Raw genomic sequence first — 19,427 nt, forward strand, 5'->3', positions numbered from 1 at the left:
ATCGGTTTAATTTTGCCAATGGCCGTAAATTTACGCTGAGTTGATGCTGGGTGTCATGTTGTTCAACCCAGCCTTGGAGATGAAAGCTGTCGTTCTCAACGCTAGGTACCATTAGCGATAGCGTAATCGTAAGAATGAGACCTCTATCGGGTCGATTACCCCAAGCTAAAACAAGCCGCTAATCACCCCATCATCACTAATATCAATCCGCTCGGCAGCCGGTATTTTGGGCAGACCCGGCATGGTCATCATGTCACCAGCAATTGCCACGATAAAACCGGCTCCGTTAGCCAGCCGCACTTCGCTGATTTCCACGGTATGACCACTGGGTGCGCCTTTGGCGTTAGGGTCGGTGGAAAACGACATTTGGGTTTTGGCCATACAGATCGGGAAATCGCCGTAGCGTTTTTGTAAGGTGCGGATTTCCGCCTGTACCTTGCTGCTGGCGGTAATACCCGCTGCGCCATACAGCTTGGTGGCAATTGCGGAAATTTTGTCCCACAAGGGTAATTCAGCATCATAGACATAACTAAAGCCGGGTTCCCGGTTATCCACGATCTGCAAAATTTCCTCAGCCAGTTGCTCGGCACCCGCGCCGCCGTGCGCCCAATGCTTGGCAACCACACATTTCACGTCCAGCGCCGCACATTTGGCTTGTAACAGTTCAATTTCCGCCGGGGTGTCGAAAGTAAAATGGTTGATACTGACCACACAAGGCAGGCCATAATGGGTGCGGATATTGTGCAGATGGCGTTCCAGATTGGCAAAGCCCTGTTCCAACGCTTCCAGATTTTCCTGATTCAGATTATCTTTGCTCACCCCGCCATGAAACTTCAACGCCCGCACTGTAGCCACCAGCACCACCGCTGCCGGGGTTAAGCCTGCCATCCGGCATTTGATGTCGATAAACTTTTCTGCGCCTAAATCAGCACCAAAACCGGCTTCAGTCACGGCGTAATCCGCCAGTTTTAAAGCGGTTTTGGTAGCGGTCACGGTATTGCAGCCGTGGGCAATATTGGCAAATGGGCCACCGTGGATAATCGCCAGATTGTTTTCCAGGGTCTGCACCAGATTAGGCTTAATGGCGTCTTTTAACAATGCCGCCATCGCCCCGTGCGCTTTCAGATCGCTGGCGTAAACGGGAGTGACCTTGTCGGATTTATAGCCAATCACAATCCGGCCTAACCGGGCTTTCAGATCGGCGCGGCTGGTGGCCAGACACAAAATCGCCATCACTTCGGATGCCACCACAATATCAAAACCGTCTTCACGCAAATAACCGTTAGCGACACCGCCCTGACCAATGGTAATTTTGCGCAGTGCCCGGTCATTCATGTCTATGACCCGTTTCCACTGAATCCGGCGCGGGTCTATGTCCAGCGCATTGCCGTGGTTGATGTGATTGTCTATCAACGCTGATAACAGATTATGCGCCACACCTATAGCGTGAAAATCACCGGTAAAATGCAGATTGATGTCTTCCATAGGCACCACCTGGGCATAACCGCCGCCGGCAGCACCGCCTTTAACACCAAAACAGGGGCCTAGCGAAGGTTCACGCAGGCAGATGATGGTTTTTTTGCCTAGCCGGTTCAGCGCATCGCCCAAACCCACCGTGGTGGTGGTTTTACCTTCACCGGCCGGAGTAGGGCTGATGGCTGTCACCAGTATCAGCTTGCCGTCTGTCCGGTCAGTCAGGGAATTAACATATTCCAGCGATAATTTGGCTTTGTAATGACCATAAGGGTCAAGATGCTCTGGGGCAATGCCAAATTTTTCACCGGCCAAATCAATGATAGGCCGCAGTTTGGCTTGTTGGGCAATTTCAATGTCGGACATGGATATTTTCCAAAAAAATGTCTAGGTAAAGCTAATTCAGTACAGCGTCGTGATTAAGCCCGATAAACCGGGAACAGTGCGCACAACTCGTGAACTCTGCCGCGTACTCTGTCAATGACGGCTTCATCGTTAATGTTATCCATCACATCACTCATCAAATGGGCAATTTCCCGAACTTCCGCTTCTTTAAAGCCACGGGTAGTCGGTGCCGGCGTGCCAACCCGAATGCCGCTGGTAACAAAAGGAGACTGCGGGTCATTCGGCACGGCATTTTTATTGACAGTAATATGGGCGCGGCCCAGTGCGGCATCGGCCGCTTTACCGGTAATACCTTTAGCCACTAAAGAGACCAGCATCAAATGGTTATCGGTACCGCCAGACACCACATCAAAGCCGCGCTCGATAAACACTTCCGCCATTGCTTGGGCGTTTTTCACCACTTGCACTTGATAGGTTTTAAATTCTGGCGTCAACGCCTCTTTAAACGCCACGGCCTTAGCCGCAATTACATGCATTAACGGGCCGCCTTGAATGCCCGGAAAGATATTGGAATTGATTTTCTTTTCCAGCTCAGGGTTGCTTTTTGCCACGATCAAGCCGCCACGTGGGCCGCGCAGGGATTTATGGGTGGTACTGGTCACCACATCGGCAAACGGTACCGGGTTGGGGTAAATCCCGGCGGCCACCAAACCAGCCACATGGGCCATATCCACCACAAAATAGGCACCAACCTGATCGGCAATTTCCCGGAACCGTTGCCAGTCCCAAATCCGTGAATAAGCCGAAAAACCGGCAATAATCAGTTTGGGTTTGTGTTCTAGTGCCAGAGCCTCAACTTGGGCATAATTGATTTCGCCGGTTTCTGGATTCAGGCCATATTGGATAGCGTTATAAATTTTGCCGGAAAAATTGGGTTTGGCGCCATGAGTCAAATGGCCGCCATCGGCCAGACTTAAACCCAGAATGGTGTCGCCGGGTTGTACCAGCGACATAAAGACCGCCATATTGGCTTGTGATCCTGAGTGGGGCTGTACATTAGCAAAATCTGCATTAAACAGTTGTTTGGCGCGGTCAATAGCCAATTGCTCGACAATATCGACATATTCGCAGCCGCCGTAATAGCGTTTTTGCGGATAGCCTTCGGCATACTTATTAGTCAACAAAGAGCCTTGCGCTTCCAGAACTCTGGGGCTGGCATAGTTTTCCGAAGCGATCAGCTCAATATGATCTTCCTGGCGATTACGTTCCAGTTCAATTGCCCGAAATAATTCATCATCAAAACCAGATATGGTCATTGATTTGTCAAACATGGTGTTCTCCTAAAGCTGTTTTGTTATTACCGCATTCGGTTGGGCCGGGCTGATCAGCCAAGTATTTTTCATTTATGGTTAGGGTGCAGCAACACAATCTGTAAATCCGCCACATTGGTGCCGGTTGCTCCGGTTATCAACAATGCATCTGCCGCCTGTAGAGCCGGATAGGCGTTGTGCTGCAACAAACTTGTTTCCGGATCTATCCCGGCGGCACGGATGCGTTTCAGCGTTTCAGCATCCACGACACCCCCCGCTGCATCAGTGGGGCCATCCCGACCATCGGTGCCGCCACTTAAAAATTGCCAGTGGTCATCCAGCTGATGTTGTTCCGCAGCTACAGCAAACGCCAGGGCCATTTCCTGATTTCGCCCACCTTTGCCATAGTCATTACCGGCTAATGTTACCGTAGTTTCGCCGCCAGCGATAATGGCGATAGGCTGATTTAAACCATTTGCCTGCGTTTGCCTGACATAAGCCGCCAGTTCACCGGCTGCAAGTTTGGCTTCGCCACATAACTGCCGGCTATAAATATCCACTTGATAGCCGGCTGCGGCGGCGGCTCGACTCACTGCATCCAGGCTGATGGTATTGCTGCCTATCAGCGTTTGAGCATTATTGGCAAAACAGTCTGCACCGGTTTTTGGCGTTTCCAGTTCAGTATTTTTCAGGCCAGCCAGCAAGTGATGTTGCACAGCTGGTGGGGTTTGTGTCCAGACTTGAAATGATTTTAATACCTGTATCGCATCGGCGAACCGAGTATCGTCCGGCACTGTTGGACCGCTGGCAATTGCGCTGAGATCATCGCCTATCACATCAGATAAAATCAGGGCGTGCAAATCGGCGCAGCCGGCCAGTTTTGCCAGACCGCCACCTTTCAATTGAGACAGATGCTTGCGTACACAATTGATTTGCTGAATATTGGCACCGCAGGCCAGCAACAGATTCGTGGTGGCAATTTTTTCGGGCAGACTGATGCCCACAACCGGCAAGGGCAGCAATGCAGAACCACCGCCGGAAACCAGAACCAGCAACAGCTCACCGGGCCGGGCCGCAGCAGCGCGATTGGCCAGTAACTGGGCTGCCTGTAAGCCCGCCGCATCGGGCAAAGGATGCCCGGCACCGATAACCTGAAAATTTTCAATGGCGCGGACATTATCATAGGTGGTGACAATCAGGCCCGGTTGGGCCATTTTGCTGGGCGGGATAATACTTCGGGCCGCCTCCGCCATCGCGCAAGCCGCCTTGCCAAAGGCCAGGACATGCACCAGCGGCCAAGCGCTGCTGCGTTGGTGTTGGTCGGATTCGCGCCCCAGATCGATGTGCAATTGCGCATTGTCTGCGTGCAAACAGCTTTGCACCGCCAAATAGGGATCAGCAGCCCTGACACCGGCCAAAAACAAATCCAGAATGTTCTGTTGCGGCAGGTTGGCAGCCCCAGATCCGGCGGATGGGATAGACAATTAACTCATTTCCTTGGCAAGTTTATAAATAACCTCGGCATCCAATACTTGTTTATTATCGGTAAACAACTTGGCGATACAGGCCCGGTGTAAAGCCAGTTTCAGCGCACCAAAACCAATAGCTCCCCAGACAATTTTACCGTGGCGTAACTGACCCTTATCCATCACCTCAGTGCCGCCTATGCCGACAGGTGGAGTGGCATTGGCATCAGCCAGCAATTCCAGGTGCGGATTATCCTGCCAGTGTTCCGGTTTAAGCAGTTCCACACCAGCCGCGCCGGTGGCCAGTACAATATTGGCATCCTGTATGGCTTCGGCGCGTGACTCGTAATCACTCGCCGCCAACGGGGTTAAATCCACATTAAAGCGCTCTTTCATAGCAAAACAGGCTTTTTCGGCATTAAAAATTTGACGGGAAGTAATGGTCACTTCCGCGCCTTCCAGTGCCATCAAGGCCGCAGCCCGCTGGCCCACCGGGCCGGTTCCAGCCAGCACCATCGCTTTTTTGCCGGCGATACTGCCGTGGCTGACCAGTTTAGCCACAGCCGCCGCGGCGGTAGTATTACTGCCGTTACTGTCCAGCATCACAGAAACCTGAAAACCCGGAAAAAAATGATTCTGTACCGCTGCCAGCAGGGCCTGACCGGCAGCCATATTACTGCCGCCGATAAAAATAGCCGTATTTTTCTTATCCTTGGGCGCGCGGGTGAAAATGGCGCCGTCAACCAGCGCACCCACCGTTTCCGGGCTTAAATTACTATGGCCGATCACGTGATCGGCCCCGCCATCATAGGCAACGACCGTATCAAAAACCGAAGGGTGGGCATCGGTATCGAACTGAAACAACAGTTTTTTCATGGCTGGGCCTTATCGAGATAAATGTGGGTAAAACCGGCGGTTTTTGGGCTGCCGCATTATACAGGATATTAATCGGCTTGCCCCTTGTCTAAGCATCTGCTTGGTCAGCGATTTGGCCTGATGCGTCCGGTCTGTTTTAGACCAGCCGACAATTATAGATTGTTAGCTGAAAAGCTTTGTGTCATATTTGCCGGCAACTATTCACCGCTTATTGCCGTGATTGCCGGAATCGTTAGCTGACAGCCCTATCATAAGGATAGGGCGAAGTGGATGCGCATTTCTGGTGCAGGTTTGAGCGTAAATAGTTAAGTTAATAATGCATAAGGATTAAACATGAAAACCCCCGTCGAAATTGTTGTAACAGGCGCAGCTGGACATATAAGTTATTCGTTGTTGTTTCGTCTGGCGGCAGGGGAATTATTAGGTCTGGATCAGCCTATTGTGTTGCGCCTGCTGGAAATTACCCCGGCTTTAAATACTTTGGCCGGTGTCGTCATGGAGCTGAATGATTGCGCCTACCCGCTACTGCATAAAATCATCGTTACCGATGACCCAGAAGTAGCTTTTCAGGGTGTCGAATATGCTTTCCTGGTGGGTGCCAAACCACGCCAGCAAGGTATGTTGCGTAGCGATTTGTTGGAACAGAATGCCGCTATTTTTGCCGCGCAGGGTCGAGTAATCAACCAGGTTGCCAACCCCAAGGTTAAAGTGCTGGTCACCGGCAATCCGGCCAATACCAATGCCTTAATCGCCATTAAAAACGCCCCCGATTTACCGGCAAACTGCTTTTCCTCCATGGCCATGCTTGATCATACCCGCGCTATCAGTCAACTGGCGCTTAAATGCGAAGAGCCGGTCACAGCGATTAAAAACGTCATCATCTGGGGCAACCATTCCTGCACCCAATATCCGGATTTGCATCACGCCAAGGTCAACGATAGCGAGGCATTGAGCCTGGTGGAACACGACTGGTATATCGATCAATTTATACCCACTGTGCAATATCGCGGCACCGAAGTCATTAAAGCGCGTGGCCAATCCAGCGCTGCATCCGCCGCCCATGCCGCTATCCAGCACATGCGCACCCTGGTTTACGGTACTGCACCCGGCACCTGGGTTAGCATGGGGGTGGCTTCCGATGGCAGTTACGGCGTGCCCGAAGGTCTGGTGTTTTCGTTTCCGGTAACCATTCAAGATGGCCAAATCAGCATCGTCCAGGGCTTGGAACTCAATGAGTTTAGCCTGGAAAAATTACGCATTAATCAGGAAGAATTAATTGAAGAAAGGCAAGCTATCAAACATTTGCTGTAATCTTTGCTTTTACTGTTAAGGCATCCTAGCTGAGCGGGTTAAGTCCGTGTTTTAGACATAGCGCGAGACTTAACTTAAATTCATTAATCCACTTACCCCACTTGTCAAATTTGACAGGCACAAAACAGGCTCAGGCGACAGATGGTCAAGCACACCCCAACCGATTTTTCCAACTTCCGCTTTGTCCGGGCTTTTTTTGACCGCATCTTACCCAACTCGCAAGTGGTGTCCCTGGCGACCATTTTATTGGTCGGCTCTTTATTAATCTTTGGTCTGGCTAGCCTGTTGATGCCGGTTTTTGCTTCTGTGGTACTGGCTTATCTACTGGAAGGTCTGGTTGCCAAAGTCCAGCAACTCAAAATACCTAGATTGGTTGCGGTGTTACTGGTGTTTTCGGTATTTTTGGCTGGTTTAGGTTTTGTGCTGTTTGTGTTGATACCGGTCGTCTCCGAACAATTAGTGCAACTGGTGCATCACATTCCCGATATTATTACCAGCGCCCAGAATGAAATCATGCGCTTTCCGGAAAAACACCCCGAACTTATTTCCCATGCTCGGGTGCGTCAGATCATGTTTTCCGTTCAGGAAGATCTGATCAAATATGGTCAGGAATTAATCACCGTCTCCGCCCAATCCTTTGCCGGCATCCTGGCCGCCATTATTTATCTGTTTCTGGTGCCGTTCATGGTGTTTTTCTTCCTAAAAGACAAACAGACCTTACTAAGCTGGTGTTCACAGTTTCTGCCGACCGAACGCAGTCTCAGCATCAGCGTCTGGCATGAAGTGGATCGGCAGATCGCCAATTATGTGCGCGGTAAATTTCTGGAAATATTCATCTTATGGGCTGCCAGTTATCTGACCTTTTATTTGCTGGATCTTAATTACGCCATGCTGCTGTCGGTATTGATGGGGATTTCGGTATTGATACCTTATATTGGCGCGACTCTGGTCACTTTTCCGGTGCTGGCGGTGGCCTATATGCAATGGGGCGCCAGTAGCGGCGAAGAGCTGACCTATGTATTGATCGCCTATTCAGTGATACAGGCTATAGACGGTGTCGTGTTGGTGCCTTTATTATTTTCCGAAGCAGTCAATCTGCATCCAGTGGCCATTATTATCGCCATCCTGTTCTTTGGCGGATTATGGGGGTTTTGGGGGGTGTTTTTTGCCATCCCCCTGGCAACCCTGGTCAAAGCCGTATTAACCGCCTGGCCAAGAGTAGGGGGGCAATTGGCTGCTCCTGAGATGTAAGCCGGAAACATGTGGGTGTGCGGCATCAAATACCGCACACCCAGGTAGCGTAACAGTCCTTTACCCCGCACCAGCCATAAAAATCACAAATTATCCGAAGCAAAATCCGCCAGTCTGGAACGTTCACCTCGGCGCAAGGTAATATGCGCACTGTTTTCCCAGCTTTTAAAGCGGTCAACCACATAAGTCAAGCCGGAACTGGTGGCGGTTAAATAAGGCGTATCTATCTGGGCCAAATTGCCTATGCAGATGATTTTGGTGCCAGGGCCGGCCCTGGTAATCAAGGTTTTCATCTGTTTTGGTGTTAAATTTTGAGCTTCGTCTATGATCAGATAACGGTTTAAAAAAGTCCGGCCCCGCATAAAATTAAGCGAGCGGATTTTTACCCGGTTCATCATCATATTCTGAGACGCGCCTTGTTCCCACTCATTACTGCCGGAACGGCTACCCAGCAATTCCATATTGTCCATCAGCGCCCCCATCCAGGGTGCCATTTTTTCTTCCTCGGTACCCGGCAAAAAGCCGATATCCTGGCCCACCGGTACCGTCTCTCTGGTCATGATAATTTCCTGGAACATTTTGCGTTCCATGGTCATGGACAAACCGGCAGCCAGTGCCAACAGGGTTTTACCGGTACCTGCCGAGCCCAGCAGCGTGACAAAATCCACATTCGGATCGGTTAAGGCGTTTAAGGCAAAATTTTGCTCACGATTTTTGGCATACACCCCCCAGACGCTGTGATTCTTGCTGGTAAAGTCGGCAGTCAATTGCAGCACTGCCGAATCACCGTTAATGGATTTGACGATAGCCTCAAACCCAGAGCCGTCTTCCATATACAGAAATTGATTGGGATACCATTCCGCCACATGCGGGCCGCGCAAACGATAAAACGTGGCGTTGTTTTCCTGCCAAGACTCCATCTTGCTGCCGTGCTCCTCCCAAAAATCCGCTTCCAGCGCCATTGCTCCGCTGTACAGCAAATCAATGTCTTCTATGGTCTGGTCGTTATGATAATCCTCAGCGCTAATCTGTAAGGCCGCCGCCTTGATGCGCATATTAATATCCTTGGAGACCAGAATAACCTTAACTTCCGGATATTCTTTTCCTAGCGCCAGTACTATGCTTAAAATCGAATTGTCGGCAATTTGTCCAGGCAGATCAGGCGGCAGCAAATGCGCTAATTGTCTGGTTTGAAAATAAAGGCGGCCATCCTGATTCTCAATACTGCTGCCCAGTTCCACTCTGGATAGTGGAATACCTTCGTTTATTGACTGCTGATCCAGATCACGAATCAGATCATCCAGAAATCGGCTGACTTGCCGCACATTCCGCGATACATCGGACAACCCCTTCTTGGCGTGATCCAGTTCTTCCAGCACCACCATAGGAATAAATACATTGTGTTCTTGAAAGCGAAAAATTGAGGTCGGATCGTGCATCAAAACATTGGTATCCAGCACGAACAATTTTTTACCGACAGAAAGAATATTCATATTTTCCTTACCAATTGTGAAATTTGGCGCTAGCCGTTGTGATTAACAGCAACGTTTGACACCGTTCCATTTACGTTGAGTTTCAGCCGCAAAATAAGCTTTGCGACTAAGCGGTTTGTCGCCGGCAGCGGCATGGGCTTGCTGCCAATGGGCCAGATATCGCTCATAAGCAGTATCACCGTTCAGGCGTTTCCAGAGATTGTAGAGAATGGTAAGCCGTTTATTCATAGACGGCTGCAGCTTAACCAAAAAAGATAGAGAACATCGGGCACAGTGGATTTAACAAGTTCAGGCATAGGGCCGCCCCTTAAATGACGGATGAAGGGAAACAACAGTATTTTTTCGAGAGTATAGGCAGAAAATTCAGGCCGGTAAAATTTATCTGCTCAGCGGTGGCCATGAGGCCGAAACTTGGCTTACTCACCCTGCTTATTTGGTTTTTTCTTAGCAGATCAGGACAGTGTTACAATATAAACTCCCGATTGATTATTGATGCGCGCCCATGATGCAATTTTTTCGTTTAAGATTTAGTCTGCTCAGCGGACTGTTATTATTACTGACCGCACCATCCCTGTTGGCAGCCAACCAGGTGTTTACTCCGGCGGCGCCCAGTATCGCCGCATCAAGTTATCTATTAATGGATTTCAACAGTGGCCGGGTTTTGGTGGAAAAAGATGCCGATAAACATTCCGCCCCCGCCAGTTTGACCAAAATCATGACGGTTTACGTGGTATTCCGCGAACTTAAAGCCGGACATCTCAGTCTGGACGAAAAAGTCACCATCAGTCAAAAAGCCTGGGAAACCAGTGGTTCCAAAATGTTTGTCGAAGTTAACAAACAGGTAACCATCCAGGACTTATTACAGGGTGTGATTATCCAGTCCGGTAACGATGCCAGTGTGGCCCTGGCCGAACATGTGGCCGGCAGCGAAGAAACCTTTGCCGATATGATGAACGAACAGGCTGCCAGACTGGGCATGACCAACAGTCATTTCGAAAACAGCATGGGCTTGCCTACCGCCAACCACTTCAGTACCGCCCGCGATTTGGCGACCCTGGCCCAGGCCTTGATCAAAGAATTTCCGGATTATTACCGCTGGGATTCCCAAAAAGAATTTACTTATAACAACATTACTCAGCAAAACCGTAATCAGTTGTTGTGGCGCGATCCCTCGGTCGATGGGGTTAAAACCGGATTTACCGACGAAGCCGGTTATTGCATGGTGGCTTCAGCCAAGCGTGAAGACATGCGGCTGATTTCGGTGGTGCTGGGTACTGCCAGCCCCAATGCGCGCGCCAACGAAAGCCAGTCTCTGTTGAACTTTGGTTTCCGGTTTTTCGAAACCCATCGTCTTTACGAAGCCAATACGCCACTGGCCGAAGCCAGAGTCAGAAAAGGCGTGACCTCAAAACTGCCGGTTAGTGTCGCCGAAGACCTTTATGTCACCGCACCGCGCAAACATTTTACCGAATTAAAAGCCGAAACCCAGATTGATAAAGCCGTTTTCGCCCCCATAAATAAGGGTGACACCGTTGGCAGCCTTACCGTGAGCTTGGGCGGTGAAACCATATTAAGCAAACCGCTGGTGGCGATGGACAGTGTGGCCGAAGGCGGCATCTTCCGTCGTCTCTATGATGCGGCTTTAAGTCTGTTGGAGAAGTAACAGTGGATAAGGTTTATCTAAACGGCGCGTATCTACCTTTGGCGGAAGCCAAAGTATCGGTATTGGATCGCGGTTTTCTGTTTGGTGATGGCGTATACGAAGTTATTCCCGCCTATGCCGGTAAACTGTTCCGGTTGGAAAGCCATGTCCAGCGCCTTAACAACAGCCTGGCCGCCATCCGTTTGCCTTTGAACTACAGTGTTGACGAATGGCAAAACATTTTTCAGCCTCTGCTGAACAACAACGGCAAAGACCAATACATTTATCTGCAAATCACCAGGGGTTATGCGCCTAAACGCGATCATGGCTTCCCGGCGGAAACTATTCCCACCGTCTTTGCCATGTGTTCGGAAATAGTGCCGTTTACCGGTAAAACCGTTGGCATTAAAGCCGTTACTCTGGATGACACCCGCTGGCAAATGTGTCAGGTTAAAGCGATTACCCTGCTGGCTAATATTCTGTTAAGACAGCAAGCCCTGGATCAAGGTGCTGCCGAAGCTATTCTGGTTAAAAATGGCCGGGTTATCGAAGGCGCAGCCAGTAATATCTTTGCTGTGATAGATGGCGTACTGGTAACACCACCCAAAAGTCATGAAATCCTGCCCGGCATTACCCGCGATGTGATTCTGGAACTGGCTCAGGCTAATAATATTGCCAGCCGTGAAGCCGATATCAGTCTGGCCGAGTTACAGGCCGCCAGCGAGGTGTGGGTGGCCAGCTCCACCCGCGAGATTATTCCCATCGTGGATCTGGATGGTACGGCTGTGGCAGACGGTAAACCCGGCCCAGTCTGGCAAAAACTGGATAAATTACTGCAAGACTACAAAAAATCCCTGTCATGAGCGACACCGAAAGCCTATTGGAGTTTCCCTGCCAGTTTCCCATTAAAGTCATGGGTAAAAGCCATGCCGACTTTGATGCTATGGTAGTGGAAGTGGTGCGCCGTCATGTCGATGACATTAGCGAAGGTGCGGTGACCAGCCGGCCCAGCAAAGCCGGCAACTATACGGCAGTCACGGTGGTCATCGAAGCGACCAGTCGCGCCCAGCTTGACGCCATCTATATGGAGCTAACCGCCTGTCCTGAAGTTTTAATGGCCTTGTAAATGGCGGCGGCAGCAACCGTTTTGCGGGATTTAGGCTTACAGGATTACGCCACCGTTTGGCGGCAGATGCAGGCTTTTACCGAAACCAGAACGCCGCAAAGCCCTGATGAAATCTGGATTACCGAGCATCCAGCCGTTTATACCCTGGGTCTGAACGGCAAACTGGAACATTTGCTCGGCGCTGCTACCATCCCGGTCATCGCCAGCGATAGAGGCGGTCAAATCACCTATCATGGTCCGGGGCAACTGATCGTTTATGTGTTGGCCGATCTGCGCCGCCTGAACAAAGGCCCGCGCCATATCGTCAGCCTGTTGGAAAATGCCGTTATCAACACCCTCAGCCAATATGGCATTACTGCCCAGGCTCGGGCAGATGCCCCCGGTGTTTATGTCCAGGAGCAAAAAATTGCCTCACTGGGCTTAAGAATTAAACGCGGCTGCTGTTATCATGGCTTAAGCCTGAATAATGCAATGGACTTAAGCCCGTTCCGCAATATCAACCCCTGCGGCTACGCCGGACTGCAAGTCACCCAATTGGCTGATCAAGGCATCAATATCCACAACCACGAACTGGTAGTACCGCTTGTCCACCACATTATCCAGGCCCTTGAATCATGAAGCTGCAAGCCCCATCCCGCGATACCCCGGCCACTCATCAGCGTAACGCCGACAAACTGTCCCGTATCCCTATCAAAGTGGAAACACCGGAAACCCTGCTGCGTAAACCGGACTGGATACGCATCAAATTGCCGTCCGGTGACAAGGTCAACCAAGTCAAAAAATCTCTGCGTGCCAATAGCCTGCATACCGTCTGCGAAGAAGCTGCCTGCCCTAATCTGGGCGAATGTTTCAGTCACGGTACCGCCACTTTCATGATCATGGGTGATTTATGCACCCGCCGCTGCCCGTTTTGCGATGTTGCCCATGGTAAACCCCAGGCCCTGGATGCCAATGAACCGCAAAACCTGGCTAACACCATTGCCGACATGCAGCTTAAATATGTGGTGGTTACATCGGTGAACCGGGATGACCTTAGAGATGGCGGGGCAGGGCATTTTGCCGCCTGTATCAGTGCCATTCGGGCGCAGGCTCCCAACACTCGTATCGAAGTGCTGGTGCCGGATTTTCGTGGTCGTATGGATATCGCGCTGGAAATACTTGGCCAGCAGCCCTGCGATGTGTTTAACCACAACCTGGAAACCGTGCCTCGGCTTTATCTGGAAGCCCGCCCCGGTGCCGACTATCAAACCTCATTAAGCCTGCTGCAAAACCACAAACAGCGTTTACCGCATGTCCCCACCAAATCCGGCCTGATGTTAGGCCTGGGCGAAACCGAACCCGAAGTGCAGCAAGTCATGCAAGACCTGCTGGCTCACGGCGTCACCATGCTCACCCTGGGCCAATACCTGCAACCCAGCAAAGCCCATTTGGCCGTCAAAGAATACATTCACCCTGACCAGTTTAAACGCTACGCTGATATCGCCAAAACCCTGGGTTTTCAGCAAGTCGCCAGTGCGCCGCTGGTACGCTCGTCTTATCATGCCGACCTACAGGCGGCTGGAGTGTTTTAGGTAGCGTAAATCGGCTTAATCTGCAAGTCGAGTCGAATAAGCCATTTGATTTATAAGGGTTAATAATTAATCCAGCCTAATTATTTTTATGTTGGTTGAGAACTTTTAATGAACAACCGCCATCAAAGCTGAGTCGGCAGAGTAATGCCGACCAGCTCTTCCCAATCCCATGTGAAGACCATCATAATAATTCGAAGTGGGGTATAGGTTATGAAGCTCATAACTATTTTCAAAAACACATTATTGCTGTGTTTGGCAATCGGCGTTGCAGGCTGCGCCAGTGACCTGAAGTACCAATCCGCAGCAGAAATCGAACAACAAACCAAGATAGAGGCTTTTCCGGGCAGCCCAAACCAGATATTATCCGCACCGGAACTGCAAGTGCGCCATTTTCAAGAGTTTCTTTATGGCAGCAATTCGGTTTCCTATTATTTAACGGCGCATAAAGACAGCCGGTTCGCAGGCAATACCAGTTATTGGCTGGAATTCGATGCCAATTACGGCAGCAGCCATAGCATGGCAAATTCGCGGCGCTACGATATGGCGAAAACCGAAACCGGTCTGTCGATCCCTACCTATCACCTTCGGCACGAAACATTACGCTGCCAGGAGTATAAAGGTGTCGGCGATGGCTGTCTGTATCGGGATCGCGCCGAAGTACAGCTAAGTTTGGCGGATTTGGAAGCCGGCCGTCATTCAGGTTTGAAGCTTATCTTAAGTTCGGCTAATCAAGAATATGAACATATCGACTTGCCTGCACAGTATGTAGACGGGTTTCTGCGCGCGGTACAGAGTCAGTAATGGTTGTCTATCTGTAACAGCCTGGCCAATAAGCGCTTGCTGCCGTTATCGTGGGCTGGATTAGTCTGGGTGTTACCACCCAAAATCGAAATCCCTGTCCATTGGGGAGATTATCTTACCAGTCGCTCAAAGCGAACCAGAGGGCCGCAAATGCGGCCCTCTTTATAATTGGCTAAGGGAAGGGCATTCCTGAAAAATCGGCGCTAATTTGCGATTGCTGGCTGTTAAACGTGATAACCACTTCCAGCATCTGCATTCTTATATGCTGTTTTAATGTTTAACAATATCTATAAATGCGAGTTTATACTGTTTTTATTTCGCGGCTAACCTGGCTAATCACATTGAAAAACTTAGCTTGTCTATCAGCGGCTTTACGCAAAACTAGGAACATTCTCTGGCTGGCGACTTGTTCTATAGATATAAACATCATCTATAAACACACCGTTGATAGCATTTCTGGTACCGGCTATCGAGCCGCCATTGGCGGTTGCGGTCACTCGCGGTAATAATTGCACTATCTTTTGATCTGGGCCCACAACCCGTATATCGTGTAATGAGATAACCTGATCAGTATTTTTAGTCTGTTCGTTTAAAGTCGATATGCGTCGATAATAGCTTATGGGGCCATCGGAAATCACCAGCTCCGATGCGATGATTAATTTCCACAGCCTGTCTTCTTCCGAAAATAGCCAGAATGCACTGATAACCTGACCATTGTCTTCATCAAGTCGCTTAATTAATTTAGCCCCTGCTGTTTTCATTTCTTCAGTCAGGGTTTCGGTTACCAATAATTCTTTAGCCATGCCAGTACTCCTGAATCAGGATTCGTAACCGCATCACGAAGGCTTTGTGCCTGAGTCCGACAAATATTCCATTCATATCTTGAATCTTCCGACCAGTCCTTAGCCGTTGCCCAGTTATCTCCAAAGTCCGTATCAATCTGCTCCTTGTTTCGTAAATCTTGCTGTAGCCCGGCGACCCCGATTAATTCATGTAATTTGTGGGAGTAGCTAGCGTTTACCGTTTTTATATCAGGAAAATCATATTGCATGACTTGTTTTGCAATACATGCTTTTAGTGCGCACTCCAGGGCATATCCTATCAAATAATAACAGCCATTTACTGACCGGCAGACAGAAGAACCTCGGCTGCCTCCACTCTAATATTAACCAGATTTTCCAAATCAGTTTTATTCATCAGTTAAGGCCTGAAAATGTACTTGATTCCACAATAAATAAACGACACCTGCCATTCTGCATCATTAGTCTGGTATTAAAAATTCATTGATAATCAATCGGTTATTAGTGTCTCCCGCAAATACCCATCCTTCAGCTTAATATAATGCCGGTAAGAATATTCCAGAAATTCTTTTTCGCTATCGCTTAAAGGCCGTGCCACTTTGGCTGGTGCGCCGACATATAAAAAACCACTGTCCAGTTTTTTGCCGGGCGGCACCAGGGCTCCGGCGCCTAGCATCACATAATCTTCCAGTACCGCGCCATCCATGATGATGGCCCCTATGCCGATCAGACAGTAATTGCCGATAGTACAGCCGTGCACGACGGCGCGGTGGCCTATGGTCACGCCCAGACCTATATTCAGTGGCCGGCCTTGCGGCGAGTAATCGCCGGCATGGGATACGTGCAGCACGGCGCCATCCTGCACATTGCTGCCGGCACCTATACTAATGGTTTCCACATCGCCACGTATGACCGTGCCGGGCCAGACCGATACATCATCGCCCAAGCTGACCCGGCCTATCACGACTGCCGCAGAATCGATATAAACCCGTGCGCCAATCTTAGGCAATTGATTTTGGTAAGGTCTGATGCTCACACAAACTCCTGAATAAGCTAAAAAGTGTTTAACAGATAAGCAATTGCATTAAATATCATTCAACAAAGCCAGTTCGCCTGGATGCGGCTGCATATAATAAGACGCATCAATAAACGCGTCCGGTTGCCGGCGAAAATGATGACGCAATAGGGTAAGCGGTACAATTAAGGGTAATTGTTCCAGGCGGTAGCGTTCTATGCTGTCTATCAATTCCTGTTTGTCATCACCATCCAGTTTGGTTTTTAGATAGCCCTGAATATGCTGTAAAACATTGACATGGTTTTTACGGGTGGCGGGCTTTTTCAGACAGGCCATTAACAAACTGATATAGCGCTGTGCTTCCGCTTCCAGGGTATCGGGCTTGGTGTCCGCGACCAGTCGGCCCAGTATACGGGCTGTATTTTGATTATGGCTCATGGCGATCAGTTTGTGGCGGCTGTGAAACACCATCAAGGCGTGGGTGCTTAACGGTTGGCTGCGCAGTTGCCGCCAGCGATGTAACACAAATACCCGCTGCACAAAGTTTTCCCGTAACACCGGATCACCCAGCCGGCCTTCGTCCTCCACCGGTAGTTCCGGGAAGGTATCCTGCACATAGGCAGCAAAAATACCGGTGCCTTTACGGGTCGGCACCTGATTTTTGTAAACTTTGACACGTTCTTTGCCGCAGCTGGGCGAGTCTTTTTTCAGGATATAACCGCATAAACCAGCCAGCCATTCATGCTGTTGTCTGGATACCGCCTCCAGACGTTCGGTTACGTCCATGCTGGGATCTTTTACCCCAACACAGCGGATACCGGCCGATGTTTCCAGCAATTGTATGGTCGGTCGGGGTATGCCCATGCCGCTTTCCACTTCCGGGCAAAAGGGTCGGAAACTAAAATATTGCCCCAAGGTTTGTTCAATATAACTATTGTATTTATGGGCGCCGTCGTACCGCACCTCTTGGCCCAGCAGGCAACTGCTGATGCCGATCTGAATTTTTTGCATTGTCATCAACCTTACCGAATCAAGTTGCCGATTTTACCCGCTGCGACACCTATTGTGTTGATGGTTTTTGTTGGGGCTTAAATCTTTTATAGATTCTGCTTTACCCGATGTCGCCTGCTATCGACAGTGCGCTTAATTATCCCGGAAAATTCAATAATAAGCCGCGACAATATGCCACATATTAAATTGTCAATAAGCCGAGTAATATAATATCCAGCTTTCAGTATAGTAATATGGCTTAAAGTTGCGTTATATTTCTTCCTTTTTCTGAGCAGTTATTTTTTAATAACTGCTTTTTTTTGGGCGGAAGAAAACGATTAGGGCTGAGAATAAAATTTTACCTGGCGGATAGTATTGCTATCGCATTCAATAATTTCCAGCGGATGACCATGCAGCTTAACGCTGGTGCCGGCCTTGGGGATGGTTTCCAGATACTCAATAATCAGGCCGTTAAGGGTTTTTGGGCCTTCGGTGGGTAAATTCCATTGGGTAATCCGGTTTAATTCCCTGATAGTGACGCTACCGTTTACCAGATAGCTACCATCATTATGTAATTTGATGTTGGGTTCTTCAGCGATTAGTTCACCGACAATTTCCTGCAACACATCATCCAGAGTCAGCAAGCCCGACACATCGCCGTATTCATCAACCACCAGGCCAATCCTAAGTTTTTCGGTTTTAAAAGTTTGCATTTGCCGGTGTATAGAGGTGCCGGCAGGGATAAAAAACGGTTTAATCAGGTTTTCGGTAATACTGTGTTTGTCAAAATCAGGTCGATTTAACAGGGCCAGCATGGTACGCAAATGAGCAAAGCCGATCACGCGGTCTATGGTTTTTTTATAAACCGGCAAACGAGTGTGCGGGCTGTTTTGTATTTGCTCAATTATGATGGCGATAGGCGCTTCCAGATCAATGCCGACAATTTCCTGGCGCTGAGTCATGATGTCTTCTACTCGCGCCGATTCCAGATCAAGAATGCTGAGCAGCATATTCTGATAACGCACCGGCATCAAATGTTCCGCATCTGCCACTATGCTTTTTAATTCGTCTTTATTGATGTTTTCAATTTTGCCCTTTTGGGTATTGATGCCAAACAGCCGTAATATCAGCCCGGAAATCAAATTCACCAAAAATACCACCGGGTAAAATATTTTCAGCAAAGGTACATAAATCCAGGCCGATATAAACGCCAGTTTTTCCGGTTTTAATGCGCCCAGGGTTTTGGGGGTTACTTCGGAAAAAATCAGCAGCACAAAGGTTAATAAAGCTGTGGCCGGAGCGATGGCTTGGTCGCCGCCGATGCGGATGGCAATTACAGTGGCTAGTGATGAGGCCATGATGTTTACAAAACTGCTGCCCAGTAAAATCAGGCCGATTAAACGGTCTGGCCGTTTCAACAATGCCAGGGTTTTAATCGCTCCCCGGTGTTTTTTTTTAACCAGATGCTGTAAACGATAGCGGTTAAGTGTCATCAGCGCTGTTTCCGAACCGGCAAAAAACGCGGAAATGACCAATAATGCAGCCAATATACTAAACAGAATACCCAAAGAAATATCGTTCAATGCAGCGGCTCAGGAGATTAAACAGACTGTTAGTTTCTCTACTATTAAAAATTTGTCAAGTTATTCGCTATTGCTTTGGTCAATGGCGTAGGTTCGGTATGGCTGCAGTACTTAAGGTAGGCTTAATGATCAAATGTAACTTAGGAGTCTCCCCCTGGCAGCAGATTGCTCAATGACATCCATAGTCCGGATATAGCCTTTCTGAACAAATTCATCTAAACTTTGCCAAAAACATCGCTTATTCGGCAAATTCATACTAAATCCACTTAGTCAGATTGGGCTGGCCGGTTGTTAATAATAGGCTGCGGTTCTTTAAAAACAGACGTAATGTGTTAATTTAGGCCATATCCTTAGTATCCACCGACAACCGGGTT

General features: G+C 49.2%; 19 protein-coding genes. 8 read left to right on the top strand and 11 right to left on the bottom strand.

The annotated features are described in order from the left end of the window. Positions 1-165 precede the first annotated feature (165 nt). From KEF85_RS02420 to KEF85_RS02435, 4 genes are all read right to left on the bottom strand, one after another. Positions 166-1,839 carry a formate--tetrahydrofolate ligase gene (locus tag KEF85_RS02420; protein ID WP_215583149.1) on the bottom strand — a complete coding sequence of 558 codons (1,674 nt, stop codon included), beginning with the start codon at positions 1,837-1,839 and terminating at the stop codon, positions 166-168. A 53-nt stretch (positions 1,840-1,892) separates the two neighbouring features. After that, complete coding sequence (gene glyA / locus KEF85_RS02425; RefSeq protein WP_215583150.1) at positions 1,893-3,149, bottom strand: serine hydroxymethyltransferase; 1,257 nt, start codon at positions 3,147-3,149, stop codon at positions 1,893-1,895. Positions 3,150-3,217: 68 nt separating this feature from the next. Continuing rightward, positions 3,218-4,612, bottom strand: a complete 1,395-nt coding sequence (locus KEF85_RS02430; protein ID WP_215583151.1) for a glycerate kinase type-2 family protein — start codon at positions 4,610-4,612, stop codon at positions 3,218-3,220. Next, positions 4,613-5,470: an NADP-dependent methylenetetrahydromethanopterin/methylenetetrahydrofolate dehydrogenase gene (locus tag KEF85_RS02435; RefSeq protein ID WP_215583152.1), complete on the bottom strand. Its 858-nt coding sequence runs from the start codon at positions 5,468-5,470 to the stop codon at positions 4,613-4,615. 333 nt (positions 5,471-5,803) lie between these two features. Between KEF85_RS02435 and KEF85_RS02440 the strand changes: the two genes are divergently transcribed. Next, complete coding sequence (locus tag KEF85_RS02440) at positions 5,804-6,781, top strand: malate dehydrogenase (RefSeq protein WP_215583153.1); 978 nt, start codon at positions 5,804-5,806, stop codon at positions 6,779-6,781. 141 nt (positions 6,782-6,922) lie between these two features. Next, entirely contained in the window at positions 6,923-8,032 is a 1,110-nt protein-coding gene (locus KEF85_RS02445) for an AI-2E family transporter (RefSeq protein WP_215583154.1), read from the top strand. Between the two features lie 83 nt (positions 8,033-8,115). Here KEF85_RS02445 and KEF85_RS02450 read toward each other — a convergent pair whose 3' ends face one another. Both KEF85_RS02450 and KEF85_RS02455 read right to left on the bottom strand, forming a co-directional pair. After that, entirely contained in the window at positions 8,116-9,525 is a 1,410-nt protein-coding gene (locus KEF85_RS02450) for a PhoH family protein (RefSeq protein ID WP_215583155.1), read from the bottom strand. Positions 9,526-9,567: 42 nt separating this feature from the next. Then, positions 9,568-9,753, bottom strand: a complete 186-nt coding sequence (locus KEF85_RS02455) for a CstA-like transporter-associated (seleno)protein (protein WP_215583156.1) — start codon at positions 9,751-9,753, stop codon at positions 9,568-9,570. A gap of 274 nt (positions 9,754-10,027) precedes the next feature. On the opposite strand from KEF85_RS02455, the gene KEF85_RS02460 reads away from it, so the two are divergent. The 6 genes from KEF85_RS02460 to KEF85_RS02485 all read left to right on the top strand — a co-directional run bounded on the left by KEF85_RS02460 (position 10,028) and on the right by KEF85_RS02485 (position 14,665). Then, complete coding sequence (locus tag KEF85_RS02460) at positions 10,028-11,188, top strand: D-alanyl-D-alanine carboxypeptidase family protein (RefSeq protein ID WP_215583157.1); 1,161 nt, start codon at positions 10,028-10,030, stop codon at positions 11,186-11,188. A 2-nt stretch (positions 11,189-11,190) separates the two neighbouring features. Beyond that, a complete protein-coding gene (locus tag KEF85_RS02465; protein ID WP_215583158.1) occupies positions 11,191-12,030 on the top strand; it encodes a D-amino acid aminotransferase in 840 nt (279 codons plus the stop codon). After that, complete coding sequence (locus tag KEF85_RS02470; protein WP_215583159.1) at positions 12,027-12,293, top strand: YbeD family protein; 267 nt, start codon at positions 12,027-12,029, stop codon at positions 12,291-12,293. The genes KEF85_RS02465 and KEF85_RS02470 overlap by 4 nt, the downstream gene beginning before the upstream one ends. Further along, positions 12,294-12,911 (top strand): lipoyl(octanoyl) transferase LipB, encoded by a 618-nt coding sequence (gene lipB / locus KEF85_RS02475; protein ID WP_215583160.1) that lies wholly within the window; start codon positions 12,294-12,296, stop codon positions 12,909-12,911. Continuing rightward, positions 12,908-13,864 (top strand): lipoyl synthase, encoded by a 957-nt coding sequence (gene lipA / locus KEF85_RS02480; protein WP_215583161.1) that lies wholly within the window; start codon positions 12,908-12,910, stop codon positions 13,862-13,864. The genes lipB and lipA overlap by 4 nt, the downstream gene beginning before the upstream one ends. Before the next feature lie 210 nt (positions 13,865-14,074). Continuing rightward, positions 14,075-14,665 carry a hypothetical protein gene (locus tag KEF85_RS02485; protein ID WP_215583162.1) on the top strand — a complete coding sequence of 197 codons (591 nt, stop codon included), beginning with the start codon at positions 14,075-14,077 and terminating at the stop codon, positions 14,663-14,665. Between the two features lie 371 nt (positions 14,666-15,036). Here the strand turns inward: KEF85_RS02485 and KEF85_RS02490 are convergent, their stop codons facing one another. The 5 genes from KEF85_RS02490 to KEF85_RS02510 all read right to left on the bottom strand — a co-directional run bounded on the left by KEF85_RS02490 (position 15,037) and on the right by KEF85_RS02510 (position 19,053). Beyond that, positions 15,037-15,468, bottom strand: a complete 432-nt coding sequence (locus KEF85_RS02490; RefSeq protein WP_215583163.1) for a hypothetical protein — start codon at positions 15,466-15,468, stop codon at positions 15,037-15,039. Continuing rightward, positions 15,447-15,716, bottom strand: coding sequence for a hypothetical protein (locus KEF85_RS02495; protein WP_215583164.1), 270 nt, complete (start codon positions 15,714-15,716; stop codon positions 15,447-15,449). The genes KEF85_RS02490 and KEF85_RS02495 overlap by 22 nt, the downstream gene beginning before the upstream one ends. A 239-nt stretch (positions 15,717-15,955) precedes the next feature. Beyond that, on the bottom strand, positions 15,956-16,501 hold the full coding sequence (locus KEF85_RS02500; protein WP_215583165.1) for a gamma carbonic anhydrase family protein: 546 nt from the start codon (positions 16,499-16,501) through the stop codon (positions 15,956-15,958). 48 nt (positions 16,502-16,549) lie between these two features. Next, the gene (locus KEF85_RS02505) at positions 16,550-17,491 is read right to left on the bottom strand and encodes a YbgA family protein (RefSeq protein ID WP_215583166.1); all 942 of its coding nucleotides are present in this window, start codon (positions 17,489-17,491) and stop codon (positions 16,550-16,552) included. 317 nt (positions 17,492-17,808) lie between these two features. Then, entirely contained in the window at positions 17,809-19,053 is a 1,245-nt protein-coding gene (locus KEF85_RS02510; protein ID WP_215583167.1) for an HlyC/CorC family transporter, read from the bottom strand. Between the last annotated feature and the right edge of the window lie 374 nt (positions 19,054-19,427).

Source organism: Methylomonas paludis, from assembly GCF_018734325.1.
Classification (GTDB): domain Bacteria; phylum Pseudomonadota; class Gammaproteobacteria; order Methylococcales; family Methylomonadaceae; genus Methylomonas; species Methylomonas paludis.

Bases quoted from the DNA above. Each gene is read 5' to 3' on its own strand.
- KEF85_RS02420 (WP_215583149.1), bottom strand. From the start codon at position 1,839: ATGTCCGACATTGAAATTGCCCAACAAGCCAAACTGCGGCCTATCATT.
- glyA (WP_215583150.1), bottom strand. From the start codon at position 3,149: ATGTTTGACAAATCAATGACCATATCTGGTTTTGATGATGAATTATTT.
- KEF85_RS02435 (WP_215583152.1), bottom strand. From the start codon at position 5,470: ATGAAAAAACTGTTGTTTCAGTTCGATACCGATGCCCACCCTTCGGTT.
- KEF85_RS02440 (WP_215583153.1), top strand. From the start codon at position 5,804: ATGAAAACCCCCGTCGAAATTGTTGTAACAGGCGCAGCTGGACATATA.
- KEF85_RS02445 (WP_215583154.1), top strand. From the start codon at position 6,923: ATGGTCAAGCACACCCCAACCGATTTTTCCAACTTCCGCTTTGTCCGG.
- KEF85_RS02450 (WP_215583155.1), bottom strand. From the start codon at position 9,525: ATGAATATTCTTTCTGTCGGTAAAAAATTGTTCGTGCTGGATACCAAT.
- KEF85_RS02455 (WP_215583156.1), bottom strand. From the start codon at position 9,753: ATGAATAAACGGCTTACCATTCTCTACAATCTCTGGAAACGCCTGAAC.
- KEF85_RS02460 (WP_215583157.1), top strand. From the start codon at position 10,028: ATGATGCAATTTTTTCGTTTAAGATTTAGTCTGCTCAGCGGACTGTTA.
- KEF85_RS02470 (WP_215583159.1), top strand. From the start codon at position 12,027: ATGAGCGACACCGAAAGCCTATTGGAGTTTCCCTGCCAGTTTCCCATT.
- lipB (WP_215583160.1), top strand. From the start codon at position 12,294: ATGGCGGCGGCAGCAACCGTTTTGCGGGATTTAGGCTTACAGGATTAC.
- lipA (WP_215583161.1), top strand. From the start codon at position 12,908: ATGAAGCTGCAAGCCCCATCCCGCGATACCCCGGCCACTCATCAGCGT.
- KEF85_RS02485 (WP_215583162.1), top strand. From the start codon at position 14,075: ATGAAGCTCATAACTATTTTCAAAAACACATTATTGCTGTGTTTGGCA.
- KEF85_RS02490 (WP_215583163.1), bottom strand. From the start codon at position 15,468: ATGGCTAAAGAATTATTGGTAACCGAAACCCTGACTGAAGAAATGAAA.
- KEF85_RS02495 (WP_215583164.1), bottom strand. From the start codon at position 15,716: ATGCAATATGATTTTCCTGATATAAAAACGGTAAACGCTAGCTACTCC.
- KEF85_RS02505 (WP_215583166.1), bottom strand. From the start codon at position 17,491: ATGCAAAAAATTCAGATCGGCATCAGCAGTTGCCTGCTGGGCCAAGAG.